The organism is Luteibacter sp., assembly GCF_036500425.1.
GTDB lineage: Bacteria > Pseudomonadota > Gammaproteobacteria > Xanthomonadales > Rhodanobacteraceae > Luteibacter.
Genome location: NZ_DASYCB010000015.1, coordinates 1 through 11703, shown reverse-complemented (window position 1 = coordinate 11703; position 11703 = coordinate 1). Strand labels below are relative to the sequence as shown.

Genomic DNA, 11703 nt, shown 5'->3' with positions numbered 1-11703 from the left:
GGCGCATTCTCATCCGGCTCGATACCTCCATGTTCGCCTCGCTTCCCGTCTTCCTGCGCGTGCCGCTCGCCTGCCTGTTTCTGCTGTGCAATACGGTGCTGCACGTGCTTCCGCTGTTGCTGCTGACACTGGTGCGCATCGTGCTGCCGGTGAAGGCACTGCGCGATGCCTGCGGTGGCGTGCTGGTGTATATCGCGGAGAGCTGGCTCAGCATCAACGGCTGGCTGTGGGGCGCTTTCACCCGAACGCGCTGGACCGTGGATGGTGTAGATGGCCTCTCCGTGCGCGATAACTACCTGGTGGTGTGCAACCACCAGAGCTGGATCGATATCCCTGCCCTACAGAAGATCTTCAACCGCCGCATTCCGTTCATGCGTTTCTTCCTGAAGAGCCAGCTGATCTGGGTGCCGCTGTTAGGGCCCGCTTGGTGGGCATTGGATTTCCCGTTCATGAAGCGGCATTCGCGTGAGGAACTCGCGCGGCACCCCGAGCTGAAGTCACGCGACCGCGATGCCACGCGTCGTGCCTGCGAAAAGTTCCGCCACCTGCCGGTGGCGATCATGAACTTCACCGAAGGCACCCGCTTCACCAAGGCCAAGCACGATGCGCAGAACTCGCCGTATCGTCACCTGCTTCGCCCGAAGGCGGGTGGTGTGGCCTTTGTGATCGATGCGATGGGCGATGCGATCCGGCACATGCTCGACGTAACCATTGTCTACCCCGATGGTGCCGGCAGCATGATGGACATGCTCGCAGGCCGCATCCGCGAAGTCCGTATCCATGTACGCAAGCTCCCCATCCCGGAAAACATGCGCGGCGACTACGAAGGCGACACCGCCTTCCGCGAACGCTTCCAGGCCTGGATCAACGAGCTTTGGGTGGAGAAAGACGAGCGCATCGCCCAGACCTTCGCAAGAACCGCCTGATCGCGACAACCGCCCCTGTAGGAGCGCGCTTGCGCGCGACATCTTTCGCCTAACCGCTGCAGGGCCTGAGCTCTTTCACGAAAGATGTCGCGCGCAAGCGCGCTCCTACAAAAAGCATGTTACTTCGCTTCTTCCTTGAGTTTTTCTTCGAGTCGCTCGCGGCCGGCTTGCGCGTAGGTCGCGCAGGTTTTTCCTTCGCCCTGCTCAGGGTGCGGCGTCACCAGGATGTCGCACGGTAGCGTTGCGACGCGATCGAAGGTCTTGCGGTACGCAGCCACATACGCGGGATGATCCGAATAGCGATACGTTCCCGACGAGAACGCGAACAGGCTGTCGGCGTACGCGATGTGCTTGCACGCGCTGCCCTCGCACGCATCCCACGTCCACGCGGTACCACCCGGTGTATGTCCTGGCGTGATGTGCGCGGTGAGTTTCAGGGAACCCACGGTGACCACGGTGCCATCGACGATGTCGCCGGTCACGGGGAACGTCGGGTAGGCATCTTCCGAATCCGGCGTGTACTGCGGATCCTCCGGATCCTTGCCGCCCAGGCGCATCGCCCTGGCGCCCGCGGCCGTCGCACGCACCTTCGCGCCACTGTCCCTGGCGAGTTGTCCGATCGCCCCCGCGTGATCGTGGTGTGCGTGTGAGTTGAGGATCAGCTTGATGTCTTCGACGCGGAACCCGAGCTTGCGGATGTTGGCTTCGATCAGCGGCGCGTTCTTTGTCCACGTGCCATCGATCAGGATGTGGCCCTGCGGCGAGGTGACCAGGATCGACGACAGGCCCTTCGTGCCTACCTGGTAGGTGTTGCCGTAGATCACATGCGGCGCCGAGGGCTCGCTCCAGGCCTTGACCGGCGCGGTAGGTGACTGGGCGAAAGCGGGCAGGGCGGCGAGGCCGACTAGCAAGGGCAGGGCGCGGCGCATGGGAAGTTCCCGGCGGTAGATGGACGCGCAGGATAACGGCCGTACCAAGGCCGATGCCGGTCCTTCATCTGGCGAAAGGCGGGCAGCGGGGTTTCAGTGACCGTGGATCGCGCGCAAGCGCGCTCCTACACGGGACCTGCGCAGGGCTTGTGTAGGAGCGCGCTTGCGCGCGATCCACCGGAACCCTTTACCCCCGCGCGGCCGGACGACGCCGACGGGCGCGCCAGAACAGGAAACCCGTGACCAGCAGGAAGCTCGGCAGCACGCCCGTAAAACACGCCACCACCCGCCACGCGATGCCACCCACTGCGGCCGAGTGAATCGGGAACAGCGCATCGGAGAGCCGCCCGCCAGGGCCAAGCTTCGTGGCATCGCTGCCGCCGATCACCTTCGCGTCGTGGCCATCGACGAAGACGCTGCTGCGGCCGGCCAGGTTCCATTCGCCGGCATGGCGGACGCGCAATGCGATCGTGCCGGTGTCCTTGCCGGGCAAGGTAATCCGGGTCAACTCCGCGTCGGGCACCGCCGCCTGCGCCGCGGCCAGCACGGCCGCCCAGTCGACGGGACCGTCGACGGGCGCGGTCTTCGGCGGCTTCGCCGGTGCCTTTTCGCCAAAGGCGGCGGTAAGCCCGTTACGCACGGCGCCACGGTACGCCATGGTGGTCCCGGTGCCGATCATGAGGATGAGCAAGGGCAGGGCGATGACGCCGACCGCACGATGGAAACTGGCCCAGCGCAGTACCGGCGGGTTCGTGTGCGGTTTGAGGTGCTTCAGCGCACGCTGGCGACCCGGCCAGTACAACCACACGCCCGAGAACAGCATGAACAATCCGGTGATCGCCACGACGCCGAGCACGGTCTCGCCGACCTCGCCGGTCAGCAGATGCGTATGCCAGTCGAGCAGCATCAACAGGCCATCGCCGCTCTTGTGCCGTGTGAGCAGGTGTTCACCGGTCGTCGCATCGAAATAAAACCGATCGCCACCGCGCGCCTGGGCTTCCCACACGGGAAGCTCCGCGTCCGGCACCGAAAGCCCGCGAAGGCCCTTCGCCTCTTTTGATGAAAGCACCGTTTCCAGCGAACGCGCTTGCGTCGCGAGATCCGGCAAGGGCCGCGCGACCAACTCGGGGTGCCCCGCCGCAAACAGCGGTTGCTCCCACAGCAACACGCTGCCCGAAAGCGTTACCAGCGCCAGTAGTAGGCCAAGCGACATCCCCAGCCACAAGTGCAAGGTCTTCAGGGTGCTGCGAAAACGGCGCGGGCGGGGGGTCATCAGAAATCTACCGAGGCCTGGACGAAGTACGTGCGCGGCATCCCGACGTAGAGACCATCGTTGTTGTCGGTGCTGCGGGTGAAATAGCGACGATCAAAGAGGTTCTTCACACCCACGCCAAGACGCAGGTTCGACAACGAAGGCCCGAAGGCATACTCGCCGCGGGCGTTCCACGTCGTCCAGCCCAGGATGTTGCCGAGATCGCCGTCGGCGGAAGGCTCGGTCACGTACACGGTCGGGTTGGCCGGATCGAAGCTCGGCGAGCCCGGTGAGTGCTGGCGCGACTGCGAGAACGCGTCGAGGTTGAAGGTCCATGCGGCGATGCTGTAACGCAGGCCAAGGTTAGCCGTGCGCCGCGAATAGAACGGCAGGTCCTTCCCGGCGAACGAGCCATGCTTGTAGAAGGCATGCGTATACGTCGCCGTGCCCCACAGGGTAAGGCCATCGAGCACATCAGCAAACGAGCCGAAGTCCAGGTGCGCCGAGGTCTCGATACCCTTGTGCGTGGTAGCGCCGAGACTGGTCCAGCCTTCGTACGAATCCGGCACATTGGGCAGCTTGCCGACCAGCTGCAGCTCATGGTCGAAGTTGATCCGGAACAGGCTGATCTCGCCACCCCATGCCTTGTCGTCGTAGCGCGTGCCGATTTCATAGGTACGCGCGAGTTCGGGTTCCAGGCCCTGGGCAAACTGGCCGGTGGAGTCCTTCTGGCCGATCTGGAAGTACTGCAGCGAACCGAATGAGGTTTCCGCGTTGGCGTAGAGTTTCCACGCCTCGCTCAGGTGGTACATCACGTTGAGCGAAGGCAGCGGCTTCGAGTACGACTCCCGGCGCGCGGTCGGGCCCTTGACGATCACCGTGCTGCTCGGATGGGCCTGCCACTGGCTACGAATGCGTTCGTAGCGGAGACCTGGCGTGATCGTCCAGTCGCCTGCGTTGATCGTATCGTCGATATACAGCGCATGCGCCTCATTACTGCCGGTGTTGTTGCCGGAGAGCACGTACGGGCCGTTGTACGGATCGCCGGTGAACGGCGTGTACCAGAGGTTCGAGGTGTACTTGTTGTTGCGGAAGGTCTGCTCGTGCATCGCTTCGTTGGTGTAGCGGTAGCCCACGCCGATCTCGTGCGTCACCTGGCCCCAGTCAAATAGCTCCGAGTAACGCGGCTCGATCGCGAACACGTGGTAGTTACGCGGGTACGCGTTGAGCTGGTGCGCGTAGCTGCCGTTCGCGTTCTCGGTGATGGTTTCGATATGGCTGCCGCGGAAGCTGTCGGAGTAGTACGACTGCACTTCGAACGAGCGGCGATCGTCCACGTGGCTGTACTTCAGCACGTAATCGGTGCGGCGGCCGTGGAAGTCGTCATACGGGCGGCGCGACTGGAACGGATCGGCGTCGTAATCGGCCTGGGTGAGGCCACCCGGCATGCCAGCCTGGCCATCGTAGTGATGAATGCTGCCGGTGAGCGTGTCTTCGCTGGTGATCGCGTACTTCGCCTTGAGCATCACATCGTCGATGCTCTCGTTATCTTCGTGCTCGCGGTAGCCCGGGCCGTGCAGGCCGTTGTAGAGCAGGGCGAGGCCAAGGCCGTTCTGCGTGGTTCCGCCGAGGAACAGGTTGGTGTTGGTGCGGATGCCACCGTGCTCACTACCCTGGAACTGCACGCCTGCGCTGCCGCCGAACGTCTCGGGAATATCGCGCGTGACAAAGTTGATGATGCCGCCGACGTTCTGCGGCCCGTAACGCACGGAACCGCCGCCGCGGACGACGTCCACGGCCTGCAGGTTGCCCAGGCCCACGGGCGCCATCGAGACCTGTGGCTGGCCATACGGCGCCACCGCCAGCGGCACGCCATCGAGCAGGATGGTCGAGCGCGGGGACAGGCGCGAAGTCAGACCGCGCACACCGACGTTCAACGAGACATCGCTGCCGCCCGTGCCATTGCTCTCCTGTACCTGGACGCCCGGGATACGGCGCAGCGCATCACGCAGGTTGGTCGCACCGGCCTCGCGCAGTTGCTCGCGGCGCACCACGGTACGGGCGCCCGGATGGTTCTGGACCACGTTCTGCTGGGCATCGCCGAGCCAGTCGCCAACGACCTTCACACCCTCGAGGTTGGTAGGTGAGGGAGGCGGAGCGTCCTGGGCAAACACGGCGGGCGCGGTAAGGGCGCCGGCCAGCGCGAGGGCGAGGACGGTGGGGCGAAGGGACATCGACAGCAGCCTTGGATCGTGCGAAAGGTGCTAATCGTAAATACGACTGATTATCAGATCAAATACATCATGCTTTTTTGTCGCCTGTCGCGGCCGCATTTGTCATAGAGTATCGATTACAGCCATACTCTGGCCATGCCAAAGCCCCTGGCCATCGTCATCGTCGCCCCGCCTGGGGTGCAGATGCTGGACGTCTCCGGCCCGGCCGATGTGTTCGCCGAGGCCAACCGCCAGACCGGGCGCGAGGTCTATAGCGTCCTCACGGTAGGCACCGCACCGCTGGCCGTGGCCGCCTCCTCCGGTATTCGCTTCCTTCCCGACCGCAGCACCCAGGACAGCATCGAGACCCTGGATACCCTGCTCGTTGCGGGCTCGCCGGACCTGGCGCAGGCCGCGACCGACCTGCACACCCTGGCCTGGCTGCGGGTACACGCGGGTCGCTCCCGACGCTACGGCTCGATCTGCAGCGGTGCCCTGCTGTTCGCCCAGACCGGCCTGCTCGACGGCCGCCGTGCCACGACCCACTGGAAGGTCGCCGAGCTGCTTGGCAGCCGCCATCCCTCGCTCACCGTCGAAGCGGACGCGTTCGTGGTGCGCGATGGCCCGGTGTGCACGGCCGCCGGGGTCACCGCCGGCATGGATCTGGCGATCGCACTGGTCGAAGAGGATCTCGGCCGCGACGTGGCCATGGCGGTTGCCGCGGAGCTGGTGGTGTTCTACCGCCGGCCTGGCGGGCAGATGCAGTTCAGCCGCCATGGCGAGGCGGCACCCGCAGGCCGCGGTGCGCTGCAGGAGCTGCAACGTTACATCGCCGCCCACCCCGGCGAAGACCACTCCGTGGCGAGCATGGCGGCGCGCGCCGGGATGAGTCCGCGCCACTTCGCCCGTGTGTTCCACCGCGAGGTGGGCATGACGCCGGCCGAGTTCGTGGAGAACATGCGGGTGGAGGCCGCGCGCCGTTGGCTGGAAGAAGGCCACGACACGCCCAAGCGCGTGGCGGCTAAACTGGGTTACGCCGATGCGAACGGGTTACGCCGCGCCTTCATGCGCCGCCTCGGGGTCACCCCGGCGGATTACCGCAAGCGCTACGCGCACGCCCGCACCTGAGCACGCCTACAGCTCGATGATGCCGCGGCGCAGGGCGATCGCCACCGCATGCGTGCGATCGTTCGCCTGCAGCTTGGCCAGGATGCTTTTCATGTGCGCTTTCACGGTTTCCTCGGCGATGCCCAGCGTGGCGGCGACGTCACGATTGGCCGCACCCGTGGCGACATGGGTGAGCACCTGCATCTCGCGCGGCGTGAGCTCGTCGTCATTCGCATGCCCGGCCATCTCGTGCGCGATCTCGTCCGGGACGCGGCGCTTGCCATCCATCATCTGGGTGATCGTGCTGAGCATGTCCTTGCGCAACTCGCTTTTCAGCAGGTAACCCTGCGCGCCGGCGCGAAACGCGCGTAGCGCTTGCACGTCACCACGATACGTCGTGAGCACGAGGATACGCGCCTCCGGGAATTCGGCACGAATCGCTTCGATCGCGGCGATGCCGCCCATGCCGGGCATTTGCAAGTCCATGAGGGTAAGGTCGGGGCGCAGCTTGCGGTAGCGCTCGATGGCTTCCTCGCCCGTGCTCGCCTCGGCCACCAGCTCCAGCCCGGACTGGCCTTCGAGCACGGCGGCGATGCCCTCGCGCAGCAAGGGATGGTCGTCGACGGTCATGATACGGATGGTGGGCATGGCGCGAAGGTGGCAAGGTCCTGGGCACGGAGTATCGCCGATCCGCTCCCACGCAGCATGTAACGACATGACCTCCACCCACGACCTGCGAGCATGCACACCACGATGGCCACGAAACGCACTCCCCAGGGCACGATCCGTACCGGCATGGGTGGCTGGACCTTTGCGCCATGGCGCGGCGTCTTCTATCCGGAGGGCCTCGTCCAGAAGCGCGAGCTCGAATATGCCAGCCGCCAGGTCACCACCATCGAGATCAACGGTACCTACTACCGCGCGCCCGCGCCGGCGATATACCGGCAGTGGGCGGCCACGGTGCCGGATGGCTTTGTGTTCTCGGTGAAGGCGCCACGGCACATCATGCAGACGAAGCTGTTGGCAACGACTGGCGAGCGGGTAGGGCAATTCCTTGAAGGCGCCGCGGCACTAGGCGACCGGCTCGGTCCGGTGCTGTGGCAGTGTCTGCCGACGCGCCCGTTCGACCCTGACGACATGGCGGCCTTCCTCGACCTGCTCCCGGGAGAGGCCGGTGGCGTACCACTGCGCCATGCCGTGGAGGTGCGCCACAAGAGCTTCCTCGACCCACGCTGGCTTGACCTTGCCCGGGCACGCGGCGTGGCGACCGTGTATACCGATTCGCCCGATTACCCCAACCTGGCCGACCTGACCGGGCCGTTCGCCTACGCGCGGCTGATGCGCAGCCAGGCCAACCACACAGCGGGTTACCCGGCGAAGGGCCTGGAGGACTGGGCTGCGCGCGCCGCCGCATGGGCGGGTGGTGGCGACCCGGTCGACTTACCGCACGTGGGTAAGCCCGTCATGAAAGGGCCGCCGAAGGAGGTCTTCGTGTATTTCATCTCGGCGGCGAAAGAACGCAATCCCGCCGCCGCGATGGCGCTCGCACGGGCCGTCGACACCGCATAATCCGTCCCACTGATCCACGTACCGGAAAAACCATGGACCAACTTATCCAGAACAGCCTCATCCACCTCTTCGGCGCCAACGACGTTGGCCTCGTGCCGGACGAAGACTGGCTGCTCACCTCGGACGACGATGGATCGGATGACGGCGATTACCCGGCCATCCGCGGCATCTGGCAGGAGGGCAAGGGCGGCGGCATGGGCCGTCTCGACATCGATATCGTGCTCGACGAAGAGCGGACCATCGAGGAGAGCTTCGGTGGCGTCGGCACCGGCAAGGTGGGCGTGCGCGATGCGCTGGACAGCTTTGCGCGCAACGATTTCCACGTCGTGCTCGCTGCCTGCTGGCATGTGGTGAACCCGAAGAAGCTGGCCGTGCGCGAGCTCAGCGTGGGCACGCATCGGTTCACCATCTATATCGGTGACTTTACCCTGCGCGGCGAAAGCGACGCGCCCATGGAGATCCCCGAAGACGGCCTGTCGGCACTGGAAGCCGCGATCGCTACCGCACCGCTGACCGAAGACATCCACTGGATCCGCGTGTTCTACGGCAACGTCGGCGATGGCAAGACCCAGGTGGAAGTGCTACTCGACAACGAACCCTGGGCCGCCGGGCACAAGGCGATCGCCTCGGTCGACTGGCCGCAGCACGAGCGCTATTACAGCCTGCGCAACTTCATCGCGCTCGTCCCCGCCGACTGACCCTGTAGGAGCGCGCTTGCGCGCGGTGGGGTGTACGGCAAGCCCCATCGTGCGCAAGCGCGCTCCTACAAAAGATCAGTCCGCATCACGGAAGGCGGGCCACTCTTCGGGGCGCATGATGTCGAAGAGGCCTTCGCGCTTGGTGCGGCGACCGAGGCGGAGCACTTCCGCATCGCGCGAGAACACGATGGAGGCGCGTGACGACGCGGCCAGCTCCAGGAACTTCTGGTCGTCGGGATCCTTGCAGCGCGGCGGCGGCTTCTCGCACTCACGCGAGGGCAGCACGCGCACCAGCGCATCGAACCGGGAGACCGCCGCCGTGCGTCGGTCATCGTCGAGCTTCAGCGTCGAGTAGTCGAGCACAGCGAGCCATTCCGCACGGCAATCGTCGCGGGTTACCGCTTCCACTTCCCCGGCCTCGATCGCCGCGACCAGGGGCGCGGCGCGGGGGTCACAGAAGACGAAGGCGTCCAGGCACACGTTGGTGTCGAGGACTACCCGCACCGTCATGCAGCGGCGCTCGCGGCGAGCTTCGCGTGCTGTTCGGCCACCAGCGTGTACGAGTGCTTGCGCGCCTCGTGGTCGAAGACCTGCGCGGTGATGATCAGTTCGTCGGGTTGCGTACGCTCGATGAAGGCAGCGAGGCCCTTACCCACGGTATCCGCCGAGCCGACCACGGCACAGGCCAGGGCATGATCTACCTGAGCCTTTTCCTGCGGCGTCCAGATCCCTTCCATGCTATTCACCGGTGGCGGCAACTGGCCAGGCGCACCGCGGCGCAGGTTCCAGAACGCCTGCTGCTGCGACGTGAACAAACGATTCGCTTCCGCGTCGGTATCGGCGGCGACCACGTTGATGCCGAGCATCGCGTAGGGCTTGGCCAGCACCTCCGAAGGACGGAACATCGTGCGGTATACCTCAAGGGCCTGCATCATCAGGTCGGGCGCAAAGTGCGAGGCAAAGGCGAACGGGAGGCCAAGTTCAGCGGAAAGCCGTGCGCTGAACAGGCTGGAGCCTAGCAGCCAGAGCGGCACCCGCGTATCGATGCCCGGCACGGCGCGTACGGTCTGACCCGGTTGCAGCGGCCCGAGGTAGTGCTGCAACTCGACCACGTCTTCGGGGAAGCGATCGTCACTGGAGCCCAGCGCGCGGCGCAACGCGCGCGCGGTGGCGTAATCGGTACCGGGGGCGCGGCCCAGGCCCAGGTCGATGCGGCCGGGATACAACGACGCCAACGTACCGAACTGTTCGGCGATCACCAGCGGTGCGTGGTTGGGCAGCATGATCCCGCCGGAGCCGACGCGTATGGTCTTCGTCGCTTCCGCGATGTAGCCGATGACCACCGCCGTGGCGGCGCTGGCGATGCCCGTCATGTTGTGGTGCTCGGCCAGCCAATAGCGGTGGAAACCCAGGCGTTCGGCATGGATAGCCAGGTCGCGTGAATGGCGTAAGGCGTCACCGGGGGTGGCGCCGCGTGGCACGGGGGCCAGGTCGAGCACTGAGAACGGAATCATGAGGCAATCCTTGGGGTGCGAAGGCGCACCGATCCCTTCCATATGGGCGGCCTTCGGCCAAAGGCAACCATGTAAGTGAATGCCGACATGTGCTGTAGGCCCCGCCCCTTGCATGCATTGAGGGCATAGACCGCCCGACATGCCGCGTGCTTCCCTGCTCGAACCCGCCAAGGAAGGAAACCCATGCAATCGATTCGATGGTTCGCTGCGCTTGTGCTTACCCTGCCCAGCGCCGCTGGGGCCGATTCCCTGCAGACCGACCGCTACTTCGCCGTACAGCCGGTAGGCCGCACCGGTTCGGACGAGTTCGTCGTGCGGATCAGTGAATCCGCTCGGGCCCAGGCGTTCGTCGATGCGATCCGTGACGGCGAGCCCAGGCGGATGACCAGCCGCATCGTGCCGCGCCAGTCGGCCTGGAACCTGGCGTGGCCGTTCTACACCGAACGGCACCGACTGCTCCCGGTTAGCACCCTGATTGCCCGCTGCCCTTCGCATGGCCCCAGCCAGATCGGCCAGCTTCTCCGCAAGGGCGCGCAGATCGCTGGCAGCGCATGGTGCCCCGCGGTCAAGGTCGTTCGCGAAATCAAACAGAAGCCGATCTAGCAAGCCCTTTTGGTCACCAAGGGAAACGATCCGTTCGGCCCATCGATGCTCCGCAAGCCGGGACGGAAGCGGAAAATACACCCATCCACTCAACCATTCCGGTGACCACCGGGGGAGCATGAACATGATCGACATCCGCCGCTTCAACACGCTTGGTGGCGCCAACCACGGCTGGCTCGATGCGAAGCATCACTTCTCGTTCGCCTCGTACCATGACCCGAAGCGGATGGGCTGGGGCGCGCTGCGCGTGTGGAACGATGACACGATCGCCGCCGGTACCGGTTTTCCGGCCCACCCGCACTCGGATATGGAAATCATCACCTATGTTCGCGAAGGTGCGATCACCCATGAGGACAGCCTGGGCAACAAGGGCCGTACCGAAGCGGGAGACGTACAGGTGATGAGCGCCGGCACCGGCATCCGCCACGCCGAGTACAACGCCGAGCCGGACGCCACGCGGATCTTCCAGATCTGGATCATTCCCGATGGCGAGCGCAAGGCACCCTCGTGGGGCACCCGCCCGTTCCCGAAGGGCGAGCGCTCGGGCCAGTTCGTGACCCTGGCCAGCGGCATGCCCGGTGATGGCGAAGCGCTGCCGATCCGCACCGATGCCCGCGTGCTGGGCGCCAGCCTGAAGGCCGGCGAGACCGCCGAGTACACGCTGGGCGAAGGCCGCTTCGCCTACATGGTGCCGGCCGCCGGTGCCGTGGAGATCAACGGCGAAGCACTCGGCAAGGGCGATGGCGCGGCGATCCGCGATGAGCGCGTACTGCGCATCACCGCGAAGGAAGATGCCGAGCTCGTGTTGGTCGACAGCGCTGCGTAACGCCGACCTGTAGGAGCGCGCTTGCGCGCGATGGGTGCTCGCGACAAGCCTCATCGCGCGCAAGCG

Annotated in this window: 12 protein-coding genes; 6 read left to right on the top strand and 6 right to left on the bottom strand. The window is 65.5% G+C overall.

Annotation, left to right across the window (positions count from 1 at the left end):
* The first annotated feature begins 29 nt into the window (after positions 1-29).
* Positions 30-926, top strand: a complete 897-nt coding sequence (locus VGN46_RS02920; RefSeq protein WP_331640437.1) for an acyltransferase — start codon at positions 30-32, stop codon at positions 924-926.
* Positions 927-1045: 119 nt separating this feature from the next.
* Here the strand turns inward: VGN46_RS02920 and bla are convergent, their stop codons facing one another.
* The 3 genes from bla to VGN46_RS02905 all read right to left on the bottom strand — a co-directional run bounded on the left by bla (position 1046) and on the right by VGN46_RS02905 (position 5341).
* Entirely contained in the window at positions 1046-1855 is an 810-nt protein-coding gene (gene bla, locus VGN46_RS02915) for a subclass B3 metallo-beta-lactamase (RefSeq protein WP_331640435.1), read from the bottom strand.
* 187 nt (positions 1856-2042) lie between these two features.
* Positions 2043-3128, bottom strand: a complete 1086-nt coding sequence (locus VGN46_RS02910; protein ID WP_331640433.1) for a PepSY-associated TM helix domain-containing protein — start codon at positions 3126-3128, stop codon at positions 2043-2045.
* Positions 3128-5341, bottom strand: coding sequence for a TonB-dependent siderophore receptor (locus tag VGN46_RS02905; protein WP_331640431.1), 2214 nt, complete (start codon positions 5339-5341; stop codon positions 3128-3130). Before VGN46_RS02905 ends, VGN46_RS02910 begins: the two co-directional genes overlap by 1 nt.
* A 135-nt stretch (positions 5342-5476) precedes the next feature.
* Between VGN46_RS02905 and VGN46_RS02900 the strand changes: the two genes are divergently transcribed.
* Positions 5477-6448, top strand: a complete 972-nt coding sequence (locus VGN46_RS02900) for a GlxA family transcriptional regulator (RefSeq protein WP_331640429.1) — start codon at positions 5477-5479, stop codon at positions 6446-6448.
* A 6-nt stretch (positions 6449-6454) separates the two neighbouring features.
* Here the strand turns inward: VGN46_RS02900 and VGN46_RS02895 are convergent, their stop codons facing one another.
* Positions 6455-7075: a response regulator transcription factor gene (locus VGN46_RS02895; RefSeq protein WP_331640427.1), complete on the bottom strand. Its 621-nt coding sequence runs from the start codon at positions 7073-7075 to the stop codon at positions 6455-6457.
* Positions 7076-7168: 93 nt separating this feature from the next.
* Here VGN46_RS02895 and VGN46_RS02890 point away from each other — a divergent pair, with 93 nt between their 5' ends.
* Together VGN46_RS02890 and VGN46_RS02885 are read left to right on the top strand one after the other, a co-directional pair.
* Positions 7169-7996 (top strand): DUF72 domain-containing protein, encoded by an 828-nt coding sequence (locus VGN46_RS02890; protein WP_331640425.1) that lies wholly within the window; start codon positions 7169-7171, stop codon positions 7994-7996.
* A gap of 32 nt (positions 7997-8028) precedes the next feature.
* On the top strand, positions 8029-8694 hold the full coding sequence (locus tag VGN46_RS02885) for a DUF6348 family protein (RefSeq protein WP_331640423.1): 666 nt from the start codon (positions 8029-8031) through the stop codon (positions 8692-8694).
* A gap of 75 nt (positions 8695-8769) precedes the next feature.
* On the opposite strand, the gene VGN46_RS02880 is transcribed toward VGN46_RS02885, so the two are convergent.
* Both VGN46_RS02880 and VGN46_RS02875 read right to left on the bottom strand, forming a co-directional pair.
* Entirely contained in the window at positions 8770-9204 is a 435-nt protein-coding gene (locus VGN46_RS02880; RefSeq protein ID WP_331640421.1) for a putative toxin-antitoxin system toxin component, PIN family, read from the bottom strand.
* Positions 9201-10208, bottom strand: coding sequence for an LLM class flavin-dependent oxidoreductase (locus VGN46_RS02875; protein ID WP_331640419.1), 1008 nt, complete (start codon positions 10206-10208; stop codon positions 9201-9203). The genes VGN46_RS02880 and VGN46_RS02875 overlap by 4 nt, the downstream gene beginning before the upstream one ends.
* 183 nt (positions 10209-10391) lie before the next feature.
* Between VGN46_RS02875 and VGN46_RS02870 the strand changes: the two genes are divergently transcribed.
* Together VGN46_RS02870 and VGN46_RS02865 are read left to right on the top strand one after the other, a co-directional pair.
* A complete protein-coding gene (locus VGN46_RS02870; RefSeq protein ID WP_331640417.1) occupies positions 10392-10811 on the top strand; it encodes a hypothetical protein in 420 nt (139 codons plus the stop codon).
* Positions 10812-10935: 124 nt separating this feature from the next.
* Positions 10936-11637: a pirin family protein gene (locus VGN46_RS02865; protein WP_331640415.1), complete on the top strand. Its 702-nt coding sequence runs from the start codon at positions 10936-10938 to the stop codon at positions 11635-11637.
* Positions 11638-11703 lie beyond the last annotated feature (66 nt).